The sequence below is a fragment of the Aquimarina litoralis genome (assembly GCF_039523995.1).
Classification (GTDB): Bacteria; Bacteroidota; Bacteroidia; order Flavobacteriales; family Flavobacteriaceae; genus Aquimarina; species Aquimarina litoralis.
On the sequence record NZ_BAAAGE010000003.1, the window covers coordinates 479,072 to 501,690 of the forward strand.

General features: G+C 32.1%; 16 protein-coding genes, 1 other RNA gene and 1 pseudogene. 11 read left to right on the forward strand and 7 right to left on the reverse strand.

The window, feature by feature from the left end; genetic code table 11:
• Positions 1-7: 7 nt before the first annotated feature.
• The 6 genes and pseudogenes from ABD077_RS16480 to ABD077_RS16505 all read left to right on the forward strand — a co-directional run.
• Positions 8-2,620, forward strand: a complete 2,613-nt coding sequence (locus ABD077_RS16480; protein WP_343913349.1) for a glycoside hydrolase family 31 protein — start codon at positions 8-10, stop codon at positions 2,618-2,620.
• 1,539 nt (positions 2,621-4,159) lie between these two features.
• A complete protein-coding gene (locus tag ABD077_RS16485; RefSeq protein ID WP_343913350.1) occupies positions 4,160-4,576 on the forward strand; it encodes a hypothetical protein in 417 nt (138 codons plus the stop codon).
• 53 nt (positions 4,577-4,629) lie between these two features.
• Entirely contained in the window at positions 4,630-5,067 is a 438-nt protein-coding gene (locus ABD077_RS16490; protein WP_343913351.1) for a hypothetical protein, read from the forward strand.
• A gap of 68 nt (positions 5,068-5,135) precedes the next feature.
• Positions 5,136-5,696, forward strand: coding sequence for a hypothetical protein (locus ABD077_RS16495; RefSeq protein ID WP_343913352.1), 561 nt, complete (start codon positions 5,136-5,138; stop codon positions 5,694-5,696).
• 45 nt (positions 5,697-5,741) lie between these two features.
• Positions 5,742-5,972 carry a hypothetical protein gene (locus ABD077_RS16500; RefSeq protein ID WP_343913353.1) on the forward strand — a complete coding sequence of 77 codons (231 nt, stop codon included), beginning with the start codon at positions 5,742-5,744 and terminating at the stop codon, positions 5,970-5,972.
• 107 nt (positions 5,973-6,079) lie between these two features.
• A pseudogene (locus tag ABD077_RS16505) lies at positions 6,080-6,760 on the forward strand (recombinase family protein); the annotation flags it as partial.
• A 778-nt stretch (positions 6,761-7,538) separates the two neighbouring features.
• Here ABD077_RS16505 and ssrA read toward each other — a convergent pair.
• Positions 7,539-7,938, reverse strand: a transfer-messenger RNA (tmRNA) gene (gene ssrA, locus ABD077_RS16510).
• Between the two features lie 140 nt (positions 7,939-8,078).
• Here ssrA and ABD077_RS16515 point away from each other — a divergent pair.
• The 4 genes from ABD077_RS16515 (at position 8,079) to ABD077_RS16530 (ending at position 12,105) form a co-directional block, all read left to right on the forward strand.
• Positions 8,079-9,287, forward strand: a complete 1,209-nt coding sequence (locus ABD077_RS16515) for an NAD(P)-dependent oxidoreductase (protein WP_343913354.1) — start codon at positions 8,079-8,081, stop codon at positions 9,285-9,287.
• Positions 9,288-9,312: 25 nt separating this feature from the next.
• The gene (pyrF, locus tag ABD077_RS16520) at positions 9,313-10,134 is read left to right on the forward strand and encodes an orotidine-5'-phosphate decarboxylase (RefSeq protein WP_343913355.1); all 822 of its coding nucleotides are present in this window, start codon (positions 9,313-9,315) and stop codon (positions 10,132-10,134) included.
• Positions 10,135-10,447: 313 nt separating this feature from the next.
• On the forward strand, positions 10,448-11,230 hold the full coding sequence (locus ABD077_RS16525; RefSeq protein WP_343913356.1) for an ABC transporter substrate-binding protein: 783 nt from the start codon (positions 10,448-10,450) through the stop codon (positions 11,228-11,230).
• A gap of 89 nt (positions 11,231-11,319) precedes the next feature.
• On the forward strand, positions 11,320-12,105 hold the full coding sequence (locus ABD077_RS16530) for an alpha/beta fold hydrolase (RefSeq protein ID WP_343913357.1): 786 nt from the start codon (positions 11,320-11,322) through the stop codon (positions 12,103-12,105).
• 11 nt (positions 12,106-12,116) lie between these two features.
• On the opposite strand, the gene ABD077_RS16535 is transcribed toward ABD077_RS16530, so the two are convergent.
• The 4 genes from ABD077_RS16535 to ABD077_RS16550 form a co-directional block, all read right to left on the reverse strand.
• Complete coding sequence (locus tag ABD077_RS16535; protein WP_343913358.1) at positions 12,117-12,338, reverse strand: Lacal_2735 family protein; 222 nt, start codon at positions 12,336-12,338, stop codon at positions 12,117-12,119.
• Between the two features lie 107 nt (positions 12,339-12,445).
• Positions 12,446-13,807: a RagB/SusD family nutrient uptake outer membrane protein gene (locus ABD077_RS16540; RefSeq protein WP_343913359.1), complete on the reverse strand. Its 1,362-nt coding sequence runs from the start codon at positions 13,805-13,807 to the stop codon at positions 12,446-12,448.
• A 45-nt stretch (positions 13,808-13,852) separates the two neighbouring features.
• Complete coding sequence (locus tag ABD077_RS16545; RefSeq protein WP_343913360.1) at positions 13,853-16,867, reverse strand: SusC/RagA family TonB-linked outer membrane protein; 3,015 nt, start codon at positions 16,865-16,867, stop codon at positions 13,853-13,855.
• Between the two features lie 277 nt (positions 16,868-17,144).
• Positions 17,145-17,864, reverse strand: a complete 720-nt coding sequence (locus ABD077_RS16550; RefSeq protein ID WP_343913361.1) for a DUF4197 domain-containing protein — start codon at positions 17,862-17,864, stop codon at positions 17,145-17,147.
• A gap of 112 nt (positions 17,865-17,976) precedes the next feature.
• Between ABD077_RS16550 and ABD077_RS16555 the strand changes: the two genes are divergently transcribed.
• A complete protein-coding gene (locus ABD077_RS16555) occupies positions 17,977-18,933 on the forward strand; it encodes an MBL fold metallo-hydrolase (RefSeq protein ID WP_343913362.1) in 957 nt (318 codons plus the stop codon).
• On the opposite strand, the gene purU is transcribed toward ABD077_RS16555, so the two are convergent.
• Positions 18,928-19,782, reverse strand: a complete 855-nt coding sequence (gene purU, locus ABD077_RS16560; RefSeq protein WP_343913363.1) for a formyltetrahydrofolate deformylase — start codon at positions 19,780-19,782, stop codon at positions 18,928-18,930. The two genes, ABD077_RS16555 and purU, sit on opposite strands and share 6 nt — an antisense overlap.
• Positions 19,783-19,991: 209 nt before the next feature.
• Positions 19,992-22,604: a zinc-dependent metalloprotease gene (locus ABD077_RS16565; protein ID WP_343913364.1), complete on the reverse strand. Its 2,613-nt coding sequence runs from the start codon at positions 22,602-22,604 to the stop codon at positions 19,992-19,994.
• Positions 22,605-22,619 lie beyond the last annotated feature (15 nt).

The following is a 22,619-nucleotide window of genomic DNA, read 5'->3' on the forward strand; positions in this document are numbered from 1 at the left end:
AAAAAAAATGAATATAAGACACATAATATTTGTAGTTATTACTATAGTTCAGTTTAAAACTTTTTCACAAAATCCTAAACCAAATCCAGAAACCACCATTCTGTATGATAAAGCTCGTTTTACAGTACTAAACCCTGCATTAATTAGAATGGAGTGGGATAACGAAAAGAGGTTCGAAGACAGAGCTTCTTTTACGGTTATAAACAGAAATACAAAAGCACCTAAATATAGTGTTAAAGATTCCAACGGTTGGTTGATAATCAAAACTGATTATATAAAACTTCAATACAAAAAGAACTCTGGAAAGTTTTCAGCATTGAATTTGAAAATTTCTTTTACAATTAATAAAAAAGAATTGACTTGGAAACCAGGTCTGAAAAATGAAGGAAATCTATTAGGTACAACACGTACCTTAGATGGTTGCAATGGAGAGAATACTTGGAATGGAGAATCAATTGTGCTTGAAGAAGGTATTATTTCAAAAGATGGATGGTATATGTTAGATGATTCTAACAATTTTCTGTTTGACAATACTGAATGGAACTGGGTTTCAGAAAAGAAAAATGCATCTGAACAAGATTGGTACTTTTTTGTCTATGGATATGATTATAAAAAAGCACTTAAAAATTTTACTACAATAGCGGGTAAAATTCCGATACCTCCAAGATATGCATTTGGATATTGGTGGTCTCGCTACTGGGCATATTCTGATAGAGAATTTAAAGATTTGATTGCGGATTTCAGAAGATATCAAATACCAATAGATATTTTGATTATAGATATGGACTGGCATCTCACTCATGGAGGATTAAAAGATATTAAAAATCCTAAAAAAGACCCGTTCGGAGAATTATTAGGATGGACTGGTTATACTTGGAACAAGGCTTTATTCCCGGAACCTCAAAAATTCATAGAATGGACTAATCAAGAAAAACTAAAAACAGCTCTCAATCTACACCCTGCTTCTGGTATTGCTCCTTTGGAAACTCAATATGAAAATTTTGCAAAACTTTATGGGTTTGATTCAACTAACAAAGATTGGATTCCATTTAGAATGGGAGAAAAAAAATGGGCAAAGACTTATTTTAATTCAATTCTAAAGCCTTACGAAAAATGGGGTGTAGATTTTTGGTGGATTGATTGGCAACAATTTCCTACCAGCAAAGTAATTAAAGACCTAAATAATACTTGGTGGCTCAATTATACTTTTTTTTCTAGTATGGCTGATAGAACGAATACACGTTCATTGCTTTTTCATAGATGGGGTGGTTTAGGTAATCATCGATATCAGATTGGTTTTTCGGGTGATTACAAAATTTCTTGGGAGTCCTTAAAATATCAATCTTATTTTACAAATACTGCTTCCAATGTCGGTTATTCTTATTGGAGTCATGATATAGGTGGACATTCATCAGGTAAATTAGATGATAATGCTGAATTATACACACGATGGTTACAATATGGTGTTTTCAGTCCAATTCTACGAACTCATAGCGCTAAAATATCTTCAATAGAGCGAAGGTTTTGGATGTATCCAAATGAATTTCCTCATATGTTAGAATTAATTAATCTTAGATATGCATTAGCTCCATATATTTATACTATGGCCAGAAAAACCTTTGACGATGGTATCTCGATATGTAGACCAATGTACTATGATTATTCTAAAAATGAAAATGCTTATTTATTTAAATACCAATATATGTTTGGGGATCAAATGCTTTTTTCTCCAATTTCCGAACCTGTAGGATCAGATCTAATTGTTGATCAAGATATTTGGCTTCCGGAAGGAATTTGGTATCAATGGTCAACAGGAGAACGTCTTAATGGAGAAAGGGTTATTCAAAAAAACTTTATGTTAAAAGAATTACCTCTTTATATAAAAGAAGGATCAATCATACCAATGTATCCTAAAATATCTAATCTGCAAGAAGTTCCAAATCACTTGATATTAAGAGTGTTTCCTGGTAAAGAAGGCTATTTCAATTTATACGAAGATCAAGGAGATAATGAAAACTATAAATCAAATGCTTTTTCTTTTACTAAAATTTCCCAAACTGAAAAAGAAATATCAAAAACAATAATTATTGAACCTGCTACAGGGACCTACAAAGGGATGCCAGAATTAAGAAGTTATGAAATTCAATTACCTATAAGTTTCCCTCCTGCAGAGGTTGTAGTAAATGATGAGGAATATAAATATTCTATTGACGATTCCTCCAATAGTTGGAGGTATGATGGAAATGAATTAAGTACTAGTATCTTTATACCTGAACAGTCTCTTTCTAAAAGGATAGAGATAAAGGTTACCTATGATAAATTTTATTTAAATAAAAAAAGACTTCTCTATGGGAAAAAAGGAGCTTTCAAAAGATTACAGGAAGTTGTAAGGTTAATGAAAATTGAGATAGCAAGAGAAAACTGGTGGGCACTACTCTCAGATAAAGTATTTGCTTCTGAACAAGTTCCGATTCAAATAAATTATTCCCCAAATACCATTATTGATCAGCTAGAGTTTTTTGAAAAAAATTTTAATGAGATTTTAAATGATATGCGGATGCATAGTGATGCACGAAAAGAAATTACAGATGAAATACTTATTCCCTTAGAGAAATATTAAATGGGGAAGTATCTATTTCTCAAAATTAACCACTTCCTATTGCACAAAGAGCTATTTTTTAATGTAAAAGCCTATGTTTTTTAGGAAGCTGATAAAATAAATACTAAAACGGGTAATTATATATAAGTTTACACTAAAACCTAATTAAATTAGTTTAAAATAGTATGTAATTGCTTAATAACTATCAGATTGTCATAGCCCTTCAACTCTATAATTAGAATGTTTTTTTATTAAAATAGATGGTTGTGTCTAAGTAAATTCATTAAGAATTGATACTGTATTATACTTAAATTCTGAACTTGATCAAAAAAGATTTCTGGATTGATTAAATTAGAAGATAATGACTAATATTTATTCGTTATACTCTTGGTAATACATTTTAAGCTTAAAGATTGTCATTCGCTATGATAAGCTGTGTTAATAATGTTTTTGATCTTCCATGAATAGAGAAGATGTTCGACTAGTAAAAATAGAGGGATTAATTTGTTATTTAAGCAAATGTTTAGGAATGTTCTTTTTTAATATAAATATTTAAATTTTGTCTTTTAAACTACTTTATTTTGACTTTAAATTTATTAGCTCGATAGTTTATTTCTATTAAATTTTATGGTTGGTAATTACATCGATAAAAAACTTCTACTCAGGTATTTTTTTGATTTAAAAAAAACTGAGTAGAAGTTTTTTATCGTAATTAATTGTATTTTGATATATTCTTATTAAATAATTTTTTCTCAATTCATTAATCCGTTATGATAAGATTGGTTATTCAAGCTAGAAATATTTATAAATAGAAGTTTTCGCATTAAAAACTATTAACAAGGCACTTATTGTATAGAAATATAGCTCTTAAATACATTTTTAATCATTGTCTTACTTTTTGAAAAGAAGTTGTAGCTTTAAATTTTAAAAATAGCAATAAGTTGAATATAAAATTCTTCATTGATAAATAACGCTATAAACTCTTGCACTTTCCGTGTTTTAAAGATGTATCATTTTTCTTTTGCAAACTATAACAATCAAAACGCTTTATTCTAATAACTATTAAGTCAATTTATTTTCTATTTATCTTACAATTTTAGATGCGGTATTTTTGATCAAAAAAAGCCTTTATAAACAATTTTAGAGTCGTTAAAAACCTCCTTTAAAAAAGTTTTACTACACCCTAACATCTGTCAGCTATTATTAAACCTCATTTTTTCTGTTTTTTGAAACAGGGGAGTAAAAGTTGTGCAATGAATTCTATTTCTAGTTCAATAACTTTACTTAAGTTTTAATACCAAAGGATCCTAAAGGTTATTGAAATATGTATTAGGTACTATAAGAAGTTTAATGATTGAGAAATATTAAAAAATCGCTTTTTCAGTAATTCTGACAACTACCATAAATAGGTGAAATTATTTTCGTACCGCTTGATTAGCTTGTTTTGCCCGCGGATGCTACAAAGATTTTTTTTTACGTCACGCGGAACACAAAAGGTACGTGGATTTTTAAATGTAATTTCTCAGTTTTAGCTTCTTTAATTATTAAAAACATATCAAAATGACATTAAGAGAAATTGAATCAGAGAGGCATGAATATTTTGTCGACTACGAAAAAGTATGGAAAATCATCGAAAAATATAATTGGACTCGAGAGGTTGAAGACAAGATCAAAGGAGCGCATATTGACACCCTTATTTGTACACTTAATCTGTATGAAGAGTATATAAATAGCAAGCCTCCTGTGGTAGATGAGGATTTTCTTGAGAGAAGGCTTACCATTGATGCTTTTAGAATAGGAAAACTTGCAGGATATGGAACAAGTACAATCAAAAAACACCTTCAGAAGTTGAAGGATTTAGATGTACTACAGATCGAACTGCCAATACCAGGACCTACAAAAGGCTATTACGATATTCATGTAAATTCATCTTACATCTTTATTGCAGAACCCATGGGGCTTATACTTACCAAGTAAAACAGCCTTGTAGTTTGTAGTATTACATTATTAATTTTTTAAAAACCATTATTATGAAACAACATCGTTTATTCGTCAACTATCGATTACTTTGGAGAGAAATACAAGACTCCAATAAGTTTGAACCAGTTCACAGTTGGTTATTGAGAAGAGGAAATAGTTATGTCCTTTATCAGCTTTGTAACCGCTACAAAAACCTCTTAAATCAATATATTAAAGAAGGTAAAACTATTGACGTGGATAACTTGCCTTTACTTTACATTGGTTCTTCTGATATATACAAAAAATCGCCATATCGAATGAAATCTATTACCAATGGTTTACAGACTTTAATGCGCCACACATATTGGCATTTAATTACTATTAAACCTATTTTCAATGAGTCAAAATTTGCGGTAACTATACCTTTGCGATATTTTTTCTCATTAAGCCAAACAAATCCTAATGCACCTTTAGAAGAGGAAGAATTGAGGAGATATAGGAGGTTTTAAAATGTTAAATTACGATATCGTAATTTATTTAGTATATTCGTGTGAAGTCTTGAATAAAATCAAAAATAATGCTCGATCCACAATCCGACAAACAAGAAAGTTTGCAAGAGTTGTTATCTGAAAAATTGTTCAGATCAGAACACCTTTCTTTTGTAACCAATAGACAAGTGCACCATTGGAAAGAAATTGGGTTGATAGATGATCATAGAGAGTATGCTGCCAGTGGAATGAAGAGTAGTTTTAGCTTTTATGAAGCTTTATGGATCAGAGTTATTACTGAAATCCGAGCCTTTCGGATTAGTAATTTGACCATTAAAGAAATAAAAAAGTATCTATTTAATGGTTTTAGAGAAAATTCAGTAAACATAAAGGAGGAGCGTATTTTATTCGAAACAATTATTCAGGATATTATTAGTAAGAATCAAGTTATGTTTTTAGTGTTTCTGAATGATAATACAATAAAAATCTTGGATAGAGCGACTTTTATTGGGGAGATATATGATAATAATATTGGTCATCATTTTTCTTTGAGATTAGATACTTTAATTTGGAAAATGTTATCATTATTTGTTTTCGAACCAAAAATAGAACAGATTATTCAACAATATAAAAACACGAACATGGAGTAGTTAGAAATACGGCCGCTACAAGCCGAAAGAGTACAAACCCACCTTATGACCGACGATGCAATCGGAGTAAGGCTATGGAAAACTAGAATGTTAAAGGATAATGAAGTAAGGAAGAAAAAAGAAAAGGTTTCAAGAGTTCAAAGAATGACAGCAGAAAGACTAAGGACTTTTAAAGGATTTGAAACCTACACGGATCAGAAAGCAAAAGAGGCGATTCAACAATTAGAAAATTTTGCCAAAATTATTATTAGGTACATAACCAAGAGAGAAAAGTAATGAAGGATTTATCAATGTTTAATGGCTTTGCCAAGAAAGGAAGTTCAACTGTATTTAAAGCAGATGGAAAAGCGGTGATTTATACCAGAGTTTCTTCAAAAGATCAAATGGATAATGGAGCTAGTTTGGAAACTCAAAAAGTGTACTGCGAACTATTAGCAAAACGCAAAGGAATTGTAATTGCATCCTATTTTGGAGGGACTTATGAATCCGCCAAAAGCGATGAACGTAAAGAATTCACTAAAATGTTGAATTATGTTAAACGTAAAAAGGATATATCTTACATTATTGTCTATTCATACGAACGCTTTTCGAGAACAGGTGCTAATGGAGCTTATATTAGCGATCAATTAAAGAAACAAGGTATTGTTACCTTATCAGCCACTCAAGACTTAGATCCTTGGTCTTCTTCTGGTGAATTTCAACAGAATATGTTTTATCTCTGGGGACAGTTTGATAATAATCAAAGAAGAGATAAATGTGTTACAGGAATGCAAAGTAAAGTGCGCAAAGGGTATTGGATAGGTGCAACTCCTTTCGGATACACCAATTTAAATCCAGGTAATGGTAAAATACCAAATCATGTAGTAAATGAAGAAGGAAAATTATTGCGAAAAGCTTTTCTATGGAAAGCGGAACACAATATGGCACATACAGAGATTGCAAAAAGACTCAAAGATAAAGGATTAAATGTTACAGATAAAAAGCTTAGTAAATATTTTAGAAATCCTTTTTACTGCGGTGTTATTGTAAATTCTATAGTTCCAGGAGAAGTAATTGAGGGGAAACATGAAGCAATGATCTCAAAAGAAACGTTTCTAAAAATACATAATCTATTGCAATCAAGAGAAGATGGAGTTAAATATACTTTAGATGATGAAAACCTTCCTTTAAAAATGTTTGTTCGATCATCTACTTGCAATACTCCATACACCGGTTATATTGTCAGAAAAAAAGGATTATATTATTATAAAAACAGAAGAAAAGGAAGCAAGGAAAATAAGAGTGCTAAAATTATGCACCAGAAATTTAAAGAACTATTAACCACCTTTTCATTTAGAGATACAAAATATATTCCTCCGTTTAAAGAAATTTTGACCTACACATTTTATGAAATGAATAAAGAACGGTTAGAAGATATTAAAAGAAAGGAAAATGAATTAAAACAACTTCAAACAAAATTGGATAGAATAGAAGAACGATTTGTTTTTGAGGAAATTTCAAAAGATCAGTATGATAAATTCAGAAGTAAATTAGAGCAGGAAAAATATCAAATTGAAGAAGAAGTCCAAAAAAATGATTTTAAGAGTTCGAACCTTGAAAAAGCATTGGATTTAGGGTTGCAGTATTCTTGTAATCTCCCATTATTATGGGAATCTGGGGATATTGAAACCAAAAGAGCTATTCAGTTTATGGTATTTCCTAATGGAATCTTGTATGACTTCAAAAATGATGCATTTCGAACCCCCAGAGTGAATTTAATTTTTGATTCAATTAATTTGTTATCAAGTAGTTGTGGTGTAAATAAAAAAGAGAATCTTCATTTTCAAAACGAAGATTCTCTTTTGGTGGAGTCGGAGGGATTCGAACCCTCGTCCAAACAAGTAATACAACAGCTTTCTACACGCTTAGTCCTTGTTTAATTTTCGTCGATAAGAAAGACCAAAGACCGCCAACCTATCGCTTATTCTTACTTAAATTTCGAAATTATATCAAGACACTATAATTTCTAGGTTTACTTTTACGATACCTCAAAACCAATCGCCGTAAACCAAGGCTCTTGAGAGGTATCCTGCTTGTTCGCCTAGCGAACCGAGGCACTATCTTACTATAATTCAGATTATGCAGCTAGGGCGTAGTTATTCTCGCCGTTTAAAAAAGATGAAACATGATATTTACGAGCTATATTCCAGCGCTCGACGTGCTTACCACTCCATTAATCTCGCTGTCAAAACCAGTCGACCCCGATAACTTATATAATGCATTCATTTAAAGTTAAATTGATCCAATAAACTTCATTTGAATACCAAAATGGTTGGCAAAGATAATCATATTTGTCATATCTTAGCCGCGCTTTTACATAAACAAATTACATACCAAAGCTATATGACTACATTTGGAATCATCAGAGAACGAAAAAACCCGCCAGATCGTCGCGTAGTCTTCTCTCCGCAAGGTCTTAATGACACAATGACCAAGTTTCCAGAAGCTTCTTTTAAAGTAGAAAGTTCTGATATTAGAATCTTTTCTGATGAAGCGTATAGATCAGCTGGTTTTGATGTTACAGAGGATATCAGTGATTGCGAAGTATTGTTAGGTGTAAAAGAAGTTCCCATTGATGCGTTGATCCCTAATAGAAAGTATTTTTTCTTTTCTCATACCATAAAAAAACAACCTTATAATCGTAAATTATTGAAAGCAATTCTGGATAAGAACATAGAATTGTATGATCATGAGGTAGTAGTGAATCAAGGAGGATGGAGATTAATTGGTTTTGGTAGATATGCTGGAATCGTTGGTGCTTTTAATGGGTTTAGAGCTTTTGGGTTGAAAAATGAAAGTTTTACTCTTCCCAAAGCTGAAACATTACCAGATCAAAAAGCACTTGAGGAAGAACTGTCTAAGATCAAGTTGCCCAATATCAAAATTGTATTGACCGGAAAAGGAAAAGTTGGAGGTGGAGTGAAAGAAATTTTGGATGCGATGAAAATCAAAGAAGTTTCTGCAGAAGAATATATAGTAAATGATTTTGAAGAACCAGTTTATACGCAAATAGATGTCTTGGATTACAATAAACGCAAAGACGGAACAGTAATCAATAAGCAAGATTTTTATGATAATCCACAGGAGTATGTTAGTGATTTTATGAAGTTTGCCAAGGTTAGTGATATATACATGGCGGGTCATTTCTTTGGAGATGGAGCTCCTTTTATCTATACTAGAGAAGATGCAAAATCAAAAGATTTTAATATAAAAGTAGTAGCAGATATTTCTTGCGATATTGATGGACCAGTAGCAACTACTATAAGATCCTCTACAATCGCAGATCCAATTTATGGATATCATGCCCAAAGAGAAGAAGAAATCGATTTTAAAGATCCTGAAGCTATTGTGGTGATGGCAGTAGATAATTTACCTTGTGAGTTACCAAAAGATGCTAGTGAAGGATTTGGAAACATGTTTTTAGAACATGTAATACCAGCCTTTTTTAATGATGATAAGGATGGTGTTTTAGAACGAGCGCGTATGACGCAGAATGGTAAATTAACACCGAGATACCAATATTTGCAAGAATACGTAGACGGTAGAGAATAAATAAATCAAGCTTAAATAAAAAACAATGACAACTCAAGAACTTGTAGATCAAATCTGGAAAAAGAAATCGTTTCTATGTATTGGTCTTGATGTGGACCTTAATAAAGTACCTTCATATCTGTTGGAAACAGAAGATCCAATTTTTGAGTTTAATAAGAAGATTATAGACGCCACACATCATTTAGCAGTAGCATATAAGCCAAATACCGCTTTTTATGAGGCTTATGGGTTAAAAGGTTGGAAATCTTTAGAAAAAACGATTCAATATCTCAATACGAATCATCCCGAGATTTTTACGATTGCAGATGCAAAACGAGGAGATATAGGAAATACAAGTGCTATGTATGCCAAAGCTTTTTTTGAAGACTTGGCTTTTGACTCTGTTACCGTTGCTCCGTATATGGGAAAGGATTCAATAGAACCGTTTTTGTCGTTTAAAGGAAAGCATACAATTATGTTAGCATTAACGTCTAATCAAGGAGCGTTTGATTTTCAGACAAAAACAATAGGAGGAATTGAATTGTATAAAAAAGTACTGGAAACTTCTAAAGAATGGCAAAATTCTAAGAACTTGATGTATGTGGTTGGAGCAACTAAAGCTGAGTTTATAGGAGAAATAAGAAAAATTGTTCCTAATAGTTTTTTATTAGTACCTGGCGTAGGAGCACAAGGAGGAAATTTACAGGATGTATGTAAATATGGAATTAATGATCAGATTGGATTATTAATTAATTCATCAAGAGGTATTATTTACGCTTCTAAAGAGTCAGATTTTGATGTAGTTGCTGCAGAAAAAGCAAAAGAATTACAGCAACAAATGGAAGAGATACTAAAGGCTCAATCTTAAAAAAGGAAATTAAACCTAAATTCAATTTCCTTTTCTAGTTACATTTTAAAAATCGATTAACGTCTATTGGCTTTAAACACTTGTTTTGCATAACCGATAAGTCCGTATGCAATAAAAACAACAAAAAATGCTAAGCAACAATAGATGATAATGTTGAGTATTATTGAATTCATAGCCCCAAATATTTAAATTAAAACTCTTTCTTACAATTTACTTGTTTTTTGTAAGAATTCCTAATTTAAGCTGTTGTTAATTAAGTGTTTGTGGTTTTTTGAAGATTGTGTTTTGTGGAAATAAGTTTAAGTAGATAGTTATGATTTATAAAGATCAATTACATAGGAATATCGAACTATTAAATACACCCAAAAGAATAATTTCTTTGGTTCCTTCGCAAACCGAACTATTGGTAGCATTAGGATTACAGGACTGTATAGTAGGTGTTACGAAGTTCTGTGTGCATCCAATACATATTAGAAAAGATACTTTTGTAGTAGGAGGAACGAAAAAGATTCATTTGGATAAAATTGAAGAATTAAATCCTGACATTATCCTTTGTAATAAAGAAGAAAATACCAAAGAAATAGTAGAGGTATTAGAAACAAAATATACAGTTCATGTATCCGATATTAGTACTATGGATGAAGCGATAGAACTAATTTATCAATACGGGAATATCTTTAATACTCAAGAAGCAGCTAAGCATTTAGTTTCTAAGATTCTTGAAGAACAAAAGGATTTTTTAGAATTTATCAAGTACAAACCGCAGAAAAAAGTTGCTTATTTTATTTGGAGAAAACCTTGGATGGTAGCTGGAAAAGGAACATTTATTCATCATTTACTAGAGTTGAATGAATTTGTCAATTTCTATGGAAACGAAGAAAGATATCCTGAAATATCAGAAGAGGAATTAACGTCTTTAAAAAATATTGATTTGATTTTATTATCATCAGAACCTTTTCCTTTTTCTGAAAATCATAAACAAGAAGTGGAAAAAATGATACCAGATGCCAAAGTTGTATTGGTAGATGGAGAATATTTTTCGTGGTATGGATCAAGACTTACCTCGGCTTTTAAGTATTTTAAAAGCCTTCATTGATCAATAATTCTTGAACAATCCATTAAATACTGTTAATACTCTGCAAATAGTGACTAATAAGTACTTATCTTTACGTCGTCAGTTAGTATATGCTCAATTATTCTATATATCGCCATAATACGAACCCTAAATGGGTAACCTTTGTTCATGGAGCAGGAGGAAGTTCTTCTATATGGTATAAACAAGTTAGAGAATTTAGAAAGCACTATAATGTATTGCTTTTGGATCTAAGAGGTCATGGTAATTCCAAACCTGCTATTAAAGATGCGTTTAATTCTAAATATACTTTCGATTCTATTACCGATGATATTGTAGAGGTAATTAATAAGGAAGAAATTAAATCATCACATTTTATTGGAATATCTTTAGGTACTATATTAATTAGAAATCTAGCCGAAAAACATCCTGATCGTGTAGAAAGTATGATTATGGGTGGAGCGATTATGAAACTCAACTTCAGATCACAGGTATTAATGAAGCTTGGAATTGTTTTTAAATCGGTAGTTCCTTATATGTTCTTATATAAGTTTTTTGCTTTTATTATCATGCCCAAAAAGAACCATAAAGAATCAAGAGTTCTTTTCGTAAATGAGGCTAAAAAACTATATCAGAAAGAATTTGTTCGTTGGTTTAGATTAACTTCAGAAATTAATCCTTTACTAAGATTCTTTAGATCTAAAGACATTAAAATACCTACCTTATATGTAATGGGAGAAGAAGACTATTTATTTCTGCCATCTATAAAGAAAGTCGTTTCGATGCACCAATTTTCTAATCTTTTTGTGGTAAAAGATTCGGGTCATGTAGTAAACGTAGAACAACCCGAGGTTTTTAATGAAGAATCCTTAGCCTTTTTACATCAATTTAGTAAATAGGAGATAAGTAATTAAGATTGTTGATGGTCTAATTTTTTGATTTCTATCAAAAGCTTATTTGCCTCCTCATTTAAGTTATCACTCTTTTCTTTATCTTTTAAGGCAACGATATAGGAGCTTTTCATTAAACGACAATAGCGTTTTTGTAATTTTTCGAGATCAGATTTATCCTTAGACCAATAAAACATTTTTCTTTCCTTTACTTTTAATGCAAAAATATTAGCTCTAAACAAAAATGATTCTTAAGACTAAGTTAAGTTTATTTAATACAATACTAAAAAAAGGATCGAGCAAATAAAATTACACGATCCTTTTTTTATGGCTAATCAAATAAATTATACTAATACCCGTCGTTTTGCTCTAAATTAGGATTAATGTTTATTTCTCTTTGTGGTATAGGTAATACCAATCGATTATCATCGAAAGGTATCTCTCCAACAGAAATTTCTAATCTTTTAAAATCGTGTAGTTTGTGACCTTCAAAAGACAATTCACGTAATCTTTCCAAAATAATGTCGACATAAGTAACATCAGGTAATATGAATGCATTTGATCGATTTCTTACAATATTTACGTCGTTTAGTGGAGTTGCCCCGATTGTTGTGTTAAGAATAAAATTAGACTCAGCTCTGATTAAATACATTTCTGGTAATCTAATAAACGGAATGTTCGAATTTCCAAATATCCATTTAAAGGAAGCTATCCCAGATCCAGTCTCCGAATCAATATAAAAATAACCAGCTCTTGCATCATTAAAATCATCAAAGATTCTAAAAAAAGCATCTTCTATGGAGATATCGGGATTTCCTGGTCTTCCTCCAAATCTATCAGTTGCCCAAAATGTATTCATACTATTTGTGCCATCAGAATCAGTCACCTGCCAAGCAAAAATATCTTCGGTAGAATTATCATCATTGTTATATGCATCATTAAGATTTTCAGTAAGTACATAGCGTCCTGATTGAATTACTTCATTGGACAGGTCTCTTGCTTTTTCATAATTGCCAATTTGTAAATATATTCTAGCTAACAATGATTTGGCAGCAAGTGAAGAAGCGAACACACCGTTAGTCTCTGGTAATAATACGATAGCGTCTTCTAGATCGTTTATAATAAAATCATATACTTCTCCAATTGTATTTCTAGATGGGTAAGTAATATCTTCAAGTTGGAGAACAGGTTCTCTCATAATTGGAACACCTGGCTCATCATTATTAATGCTATTGTTATTGTGCTTAGAGAAAAAACGAAGTAAATCAAAATAGGTAACTGCTCTTAAGAATTTAGCTTGGCCTTCAACAGAATTCTTTCTATCCAGATTCTCAAAAACATCTAAATTATCCAACACAATATTTGCTTGGTTGCTAATATCATATCCATTTAACCATAAATTAGTTACGAAAGTGTTGTTAGTGTTTATGGCTTTGTTGTTAAATTCACTAGGATCGGTAAAAGTACCATTCCATTTTAATTCTTGATCATTGACAAGTAATTCGGCAATAGTGTATAATTGGCCACCATAACTTGCACCTTGTCCTGCCTGGGCATAGGTCCCGATTAGTATGTTTATTACTTTCTCGGGAGTGTCAAAGGCATTTTCTGATGTTAGTGATTGCTCAGGTTCTGTATCCAGTCTGTTCTCGCAACTAATGTTAGCGAAAATTATAGTTAGGATGAATATGGTTTTTATATATCGTTTCATTTCTTTCTTAACTTTTTGGTTATAATAATAGGTTTTAATCACTTGTTAAAACTCTATGCTAACACCTAACGAGTATGTTTTTGCAGGTGGAGCAGAGTAGAAGGAAATACCAGTTCTTACTCCAGAATTTCCATTAAAATCTGCTGTTGATTCAGGATCATATCCATCATAATCTGTAATAGTAAATAGATTAAGACCACTAAAATAGAATCTTACTTTTTCCAAAAAGAATTTTTTGGAGAAGATCGGATTGATAGTGTATCCTAAGGTAATATTTCTTAGTCTAATAAAATCAGCTTCTTGGAGATAACGAGTAGAATCTGCTTGTCCATTATCTTGATTTAGTCTGGCTTGTGGAACATCCGTAATATCACCAGGATTTTGCCATCTGTCTAATTGATCTATAGTTTGGTTGTCAAAGAATTTACCATTTCCAGACGAGAATTTACCAGCTTGATCGAAGATGGACGCTCCAAACTCACCTTGGAAGGTAAATTGAAAATCAAATCCATTAACTTTTAAGGTGTTTGTAAGGCCAACTTGATATTCTGGAAAAGGATTGCCAGTTACTATCCTGTTGGCATTTGATAGATTATTGGTTGTTGATTTATCCAGTGATCCATCTGCATTTAAGGTGTTTGTGTAAAATAATGCATCTCCGTTAGCAGGATCTACTCCAGCATATTCGTAAAGATAGAATGAAGATAAAGTTTCTCCTTCTCGGATAATATTAACTCCATCTATAATATCTCCACTTGGGAGATTAGTAACTTCATTTGTATTTTTGGTAAAGAGTGTGCCTATATTCCAAGTAATTGATGGTTTAGAAATAATTCTTGCATTAAGACTAACTTCAATTCCTTTATTTACTATTTCTCCAATATTTCTAACAGTAGAAGTAAAACCAGAAGTACCTGGTATTGGTTGGTTGAATAATAAATCATTAGTAGTTTTATTGTAATAATCAAATTCTCCAGAAATAAGATTATTAAACAAACCAAAATCAACACCTAAATCATATTGAGTTGTTTTTTCCCAACGTAATTCATCGTCTCCTATCTGTATAGGGGATACACCAAGTCTTTCGTTATACGTGGTAACACCAAAAAGATCTTTGCTTGCAAAATCTCCGATCTCTGCATTTCCGGTAATACCCCAACTTCCTCTTAATTTTAAATTGCTTAAGAAGTAAGAGCTATTTAAAAACCTTTCATTACTAACTATCCATGCGGCAGAGGCTGCAGGAAACCATCCGAATTGTGAATCTTGGCCAAATCTAGAGGAACCGTCTCGACGTATACTTAAGTTTAAAAGATATTTTTCGGCGATAGAAAAACGGGATCTTGCAAAATAGGATAGAAAGTTATATTTGGTTTTGTTCGATCCGCCATTCGTTATTAAAACAGCATTATCTAAAGTTTGTAAATCGTCTGACGGAAAGCCTTGTCCTATTGAGAATTGACTTCTTCGATTAGTTTCTTCAAAACTCCCTCCAAGTGTTGCAGAAAAATCCACAGCATCACCAAGATTACGTTTGTAGGTTAGGTAATTTGTTAGAATATACCTTTCTGTGATAGCATTACTTACGGTACCAACACCTCCTGCAGAAGCGAACTCAGTTAAACTCCCTGAGAATCTTTCGGCATTTTGATTGTTAGAATCATAACCAACTTCTGATTTAAATCTTAAATAATCATTGATATAGAAATCGCCGTACATATTTGCTGTGGTTCTCCAAATATTGGTGACAAATCTTCCGGTTTGCTCCTGTCCTAAGAAATTTTGAAATAAAGTAGAATTACCATCTACATTCGCTGTTCCATCTTCCAAAAGGGCAGGTGTAAGGGGTGATTGTGCAATGGATTGGAGTGGAGATATAAAGGCATTGTCATTAGATAGACGATCAATTGTTACTTTTGAGAGATTTACATTAACTCCAATTTTTGATTTTGCAGTAATATCTGCATCAACTTTAGCTCTTAAAGTATATCTATCTAGTTCATTTCCAAGGATGATTCCTTCTGTTTTGTTGTATGAAGTAGAAACAAAATAGGTTAGGCTTTTAGTTCCTCCAGAAGCGGATAGATCTATATCCTGAGTAATACCTTCTACCAATGCTAGGTCTTGCCAATCGGTGTCTACTTCGTTATTTCTCCAATCTCTTCCTAAAGATAATTGATCAAATCTACTTTCAATTTCGCTTAATGAAAGTCCACTATTCAATGCAGCTTCTGTGTAGAAATCAACATACTGCTCTGCATTTAAGTATTCTCTTTTGTTGGTCGCAAAGTTCCATCCAGAAGCAGTGTTTAGAGTAACTTTAGTCTTTTCTGCTTTCCCTTTTTTGGTAGTAATAATAATAACTCCATTGGTTCCTCTAGCTCCATATATGGCGGCTGATGATGCATCTTTAAGGAAGTCTATAGATTCAATATCATTTGGATTAAGACCAATTAACGGATTGATCGGAGAATTGTTGATTGACTCATCATCATTAATTAAGGGTACTCCGTCCAAAACATACAATGGCTCTTGAGACGCACCTACTGTAGAGACACCCCTAACTCTTACTTTTATTCCCGATTCAACTCTTCCAGAGAGTTGTGTAATTTGAACACCAGTAACCTTACTGGTCATCAACGATTGGACACTTGGAGTATTAATATCAGCTATTCCATCAGCTTTTATACTCGCTACACTCGTTGTGATTTGTTTTTTAGAGGAGCTTCCATATCCGATTATTACAACCTGATCAAGTCCTTCAACGTTATCTTTGAGTGTTACATTGATTGCTAAAGACGAGGTGATTATAATTTCTTGAGTTTCGAAACCTACATAAGAAAAAATAAGTATATCACCTATATTAGCTTCGATGGAGTAGTTACCATCAAAATCAGTTTGTACACCATTATCGGTATTCTTAACTAAAATATTTGTTCCGGGAAGTGGAATTCCTGAAGGGTCTGTAACCATTCCGGTCACTGTTTTCTCTTGGGCCTGAATAAGTCCAGAGCACACGAACATAGCTATAGCTATGCTAAGCTTGATTAAGTTTTTCATTGAGGGCATTTTAAAATCGGAGGCGAAATTAAATTAATCTCTCAATAAAAAAAGTCTTACAACGTGGTTATGCCTTAAAAATGATGGTTAAGTTTTGAGAATACTTAAAACACTTCAAGAGAAGGGTTTCCGTATTCTTATAAAAAAATATTATTATTTGTTATTAAATCTATAAATTAAATAAAAAGCTGAATTTTTGTGAAAAATTTCAAAAATCGTTGAAAACCATACAAGGTTAGATAAAGTGTACTAAATGTAAGGTTATTCTTTCTATATTTTATTTACCATCCTGAAGCGCAAAAACTTTTCTAAGTAAATCGGTTGTTCTGGAGCTCAGTTTAGTCCTAATCTCACCTTCTTCTACAGCAATCATGGTATAAACACCGTTTAATGCTTCACCTGTCACGTAATCTGTAAGATCTGGGTTTACCTTGTTCTTAAATGGAATACTGTTATACTTATTAATAATATTAGACCAAACTCTATCCGCACCTACTTTAGAGAGTGAACTTTTTATGACAGGATTAAATTTTGAATATAAGGCAGTTTTTGTAGTTCCTTTAAGATATTGAGTAGCAGCATCCTGATTACCAAGTAAAATTTGTTTAGCATCATTAAATGTAATTTGCTTTACGGCATTTACAAAAATAGGAGTAGCTTCTTTTACTGCATCTTCTGCAGCTCTATTTAATACTTTTAAACCTTCATCGGCTAAATTGTCTAAACCAATATCTCTTAATGATTTGTCCACTTTTTTTAGCTCATCAGGTAATACAATCTTTACCAATTCATTTCTGAAAAAACCATCTTTTTGCGTAAGTTTTGTTACTTGTTTGTCGATCCCTTTATCTAACGCTTGTCTTAAACCATTTCCGATATCAACATTACTCAGGCCAATACCTCCTGTGGTTTCTTGCGGAAGGCTTTCTATTACTTGCTGCAATTCTGCGCAACTGGTAAATTGAAATATAACGAGTACTAGCAAAAATCTTTTCATCTGTTTTGTATTTAGGTTTTTTTAATCAAAGGAAGAGTTTCTTTTCTGGACAAATTAAATGTCATTAATCATTTCTTATATTATTGTTAGATTTGAGCAGATATCCTTTATTATGAATTCAAAGTTAATTTTTTTCGCTCTATCTCTTCTGATTATTTCTTGTAAAAATAAAGAAGATTCGACAAAAGGAACATCTTCGCGATATAATGACGCTCTACAATATATCACTGTATTAGGAATCGCACAAGATGGAGGATATCCGCATATTAATAATACTAATGAATTTGAAGCTGTAACTTCAGGTTCAATTAAAAAGGAATTGGTAGTTTCTTTAGGGATAATCGATAAGGAAGCGAAGAAAAAGTTTTTGATCGAGGCAACTCCTGATCTGCCAGAACAATTGGCAATATTAGATGCACATTTTCTAGATCAAGATCCTATTATTAATGGTGTATTTCTTACGCATGCGCATATCGGACATTATACAGGTCTTATGTATTTCGGTAGAGAAGCAATGGGAGCAAAAGATATTAATGTTTTTGCTATGCCTAAAATGAAATCTTTTTTAGAATCAAATGGGCCGTGGTCTCAATTGGTAACATTAGATAATATTAGAATACAGGCTTTGAAGGATAGGGAACCTTTGAAGGTTACAAATGAGATTAATGTCACTCCATTTACAGTACCTCATAGAGATGAATTTTCTGAAACGGTAGGGTATAAAATATCGGGTCCAACAAAGACGGCATTATTTATTCCAGATATCAATAAATGGTCTCTTTGGGAAAATAATATTGTGGATGAGGTGAAAAAGGTGGACTATGCGTTTTTGGATGCTACTTTTTACAAGGATGGAGAAATTCCGAGACCTATGTCCGAGGTTCCTCATCCATTTATCCAAGAAACCATAGAGTTGTTCAATAATGAGGTTGAAGAAATAAAATCAAAAATTATATTTATTCATTTTAATCACTCTAACCTTCTAATAAATCCAGAAAATAAGGATAGAAAAAAGTTAGAAGAAGAAGGATATCGTTTTGCTAATACAGGAGATGTATTCGGTTTATGAGAAAATGACTGTTTTGTTATTATAAACCAATACTTTTCTTTCTATATGGTGTTTGATAGCTCGTGATAGAACTATTTTTTCCAGATCTCTACCTTTTAGAATAAAATCCTGAACATTATGGATGTGTGATACACGAACTACTTCCTGCTCGATAATAGGACCTTCATCCAGATCTGAAGTGACATAATGGCTAGTAGCGCCAATAATTTTTACACCACGTTCATAAGCAGAATGATAGGGTTTGGCTCCTGGAAATGCTGGTAAAAAAGAATGGTGGATATTTATAATCCTATTCGTAAATTGATTTACAAAGTTTTCTGAAAGTATTTGCATATATCTCGCTAAAACAATGAAATCTACTTTATGCTCTTTAAGTAATGCCAATTGTTCGGCTTCGGCTTCAGCTTTATTTGTTTTATTAACAGGAATATGCTTAAATGGAATTTTAAAACTATCAGCAATTGGTTTTAGATCAAGATGATTACTAATGATAATGGGTATTTTTACTTTAAGCTCTCCAGAAGCATGTCTACTCAAAATATCATACAAACAGTGGTCATATTTAGAAACAAAAAGAGCCATTTTAGGCTTTTTTTCTGCGTTATACATTTCCCAATGCATGTTATAATTATCAGCAACCACTTTATTAAATGATTCTTTGAATAATGCTAACTTTTCTTCATCTTGGTCAAATTCACATTCTAACCTCATGAAAAACTCACCTAACTCTCTATCTACATGTTGCTCTATGTAGACAGTGTTTCCTTTTTTTGCTAAAATAAAATTGGTGACTGTGGCAATGATTCCTTTTTTGTCTAAACAGTGAATAAGTAGGGTGGTTTTTTTCATTTGTTTTAAATGTGGCAGATTGGTTTAAGTTTATTCAAGATATAAACATACTATTTAGTAGGTGAAATTTGTAATAATCTCCTACAAATTTAAAATGAGTAAAACCTTTTTAGATATTTTAAAATATATTACTGTTTTTTCTGAATTATTGGTAATAAAAAAGGCTAATTTATCTAATCAGCCTTTTTAAATTATTAAGATATAGAAGTTTATTTTATGTCTTCTACTACATTGTTAATTAAAGTTCTTAAATGATCTTTATGCGCTTTTGATAACTTATCTCCAGATCCATTAGAAATCATTGATCGAATTCTTTTTAAGTTGTATAAGGCCATAGATTTAGATGCGTATGTGTACTTTGGGCCTCTAGGTGTATTGGACGCAATAATATTGATAAGTCTTTTAGTATATTCTAACTGCAGGTTTTGTCTAAATGTATTAATTGATCCTGCAGCATCTACCTGGAAAATAGCATTGTTTAAATCTGTCATATACTCAGATAAAACATACTTATTTCCGTATAATTCTGAATCTGTGATACGTTGTAAAGTATTTGGGTGCAGAATATGATCTAAAACTCTTTTCTGAAGACCAAGTGTAAGATCATGAATTTTAGGATCTTCTGGGCCACCGAAAAAGTTATATCCTCTTCGTTGCATTGCGATATAATTATATAGATCATTAGGAGCACTATAAGCATCAGGAGCAAAGACATGTTTTTTCAGCGCATTCATTGCTCTTTTCTGATCTTCATAACTTACAGGAGTAAACGGTTTAGCATTTGGATCTTGACCAACCATACTTCTATCAACATATACACCTCCAATAAATCTAGAAATGACATTTCCAGCACTAGCATATTGACCTCTTAGGATGTAAAATGCTTGACGCAGTTCTTGATAGGAAGCTCCTTTTCTACTAAATTTCAGTTTAATTTTATTCATCATTTCATTCACTAATTCTATTCGGTTAATAGAATAAGTAATTTGATCATTAGACATATCTCCAATCATCACCCTTGGATCAATAGCCTTACCTGGAGAACGCATATCATCGGCATCATTACCAAAAATTAGTTCTGGTCTATGTGATTGACTTGCTATTTTTTCTAATTCATTCTGAGATGTTACTGGAGTATATCCGAATTGAATCGCCCAATCGTCATAAGGTCCAACGGTGGTAGAAAAATATGCACCTTGTTTTGTAGGATCATTGGTAACATTTATGGCAGTGTAGTCCATTACTGATCCAGTAAGACACTTTCCTTTTATCAATTCTGGATTACTAAGTTCTTCCGGAGAAAATAACTGACTAGCTTTCATATTATGATTTAAGCCTAAAGTATGTCCTACTTCATGCATGATAAGCTCTTTCATTGCCTCCTTCTTCATACCTTCCATTTCATTGTCACTAGCACCAAAAGCAGTTAGTGCTGCTTGACCAAATAATGAATTTTCCTGCATTACATGTCCGTAAGAACAATACATATGTTTATTCTTTACCATGGTTGGATAATTTTCTTCTTCCGAATAACTGCTAGCAGATAGGTTAAAAAGACGATCATACATGACACGATTGGTATGATAAACATATTCGAGCATGATATCTGCTCCTAAGATTTCACCAGTTCTTGGATTAACGAAACTAGGTCCGTAACCTCCAAAAGGAGGTCTTGGTGAAGAAGTCCATCTAAGAACATTGTATCTTATATCTCCAGCATCCCAATCTGCATCATCTGGCTGTACTTTAACGACCATAGCATTTTTAAAACCAGCCTTTTCAAAAGAATGATTCCATTCTAAAACAGCTTCTTTAATCGTTTCTCTAAACTCTACAGGAGTTGTGTTTTCTATCCACCAAGTAATCGGTGTTACTGGCTCTGAAAGTGCAAGGTTAGGGTCTTTTTTTACAAGACTCCAACGATGTATAAGATCTCTGTACGGCGTCGCACTTGCAGAGGTCATATCAGTTACTTGTGTAAAGAAATACCCTATTCTTGGATCGTCAAACCGTGGTTCATAATCATTTTCTGGCATAGCTATTAAGCTATGCTCTACCTTAATAGTTACGTTTCTACCGTCAGTCACTGCAGAAGATCCTCCATTAAGAACATTCGGTTTAGAATAAACATAATGAGTGTTGATATTTAAATTCTCTGGGTAGTTTTTAATCGTTTTGATTTTGGTTTTTTCCTTACTAAGAGAACCTACTTTAAATGAGAAAGGAGATTGTCCCGGAAAATTAGGCATTTTAATCTGCTCAAAAGTTTCTTTAAGGAAAAGGTTGTCCGATTTTATAAGATAAAAACCTTTTTCATCATCCTGCGCTTCAATTTTTAAACTAGCCATAATTCCTTCACTAATATTAGCGTTGGAGGCTTTTGATAAAGCACTGCTCTCATCAAAATAGAAAGACGCATTTTGAGTTACAAATTCAATCTTATTAAAATGTTTTTCAATTTTAAAAACCTTATTATTCATGTAGGATCCTCTAAAAGCACCTGCTTCTAAAACTCCATCAGAAATCTGACTGAAATAAATGAATTCTTTTCCAATCTGATCTTTTTTGATCAGCATTTGGGTACTCCCGTCTATGGTATCTCTATACACGGTAAATAAACCTTCGATTTTTTTACTCTTTTTGGTAAGATCTTCAATTGATTTTTCTTTAGAATCCTTTTTAGGAGTATCAATTTGTTCAGTATCTCCTTTTTTTGATTTTTTCTTTTTCTTACGTTGTGCATCTGCATTTTGGATCCCCAACCCTAATGCAAAAGCGAGCGATAAGATGATTAATTTGTTTTTTGATGATGAAATTTTCATTTTAAAAAAGTATTT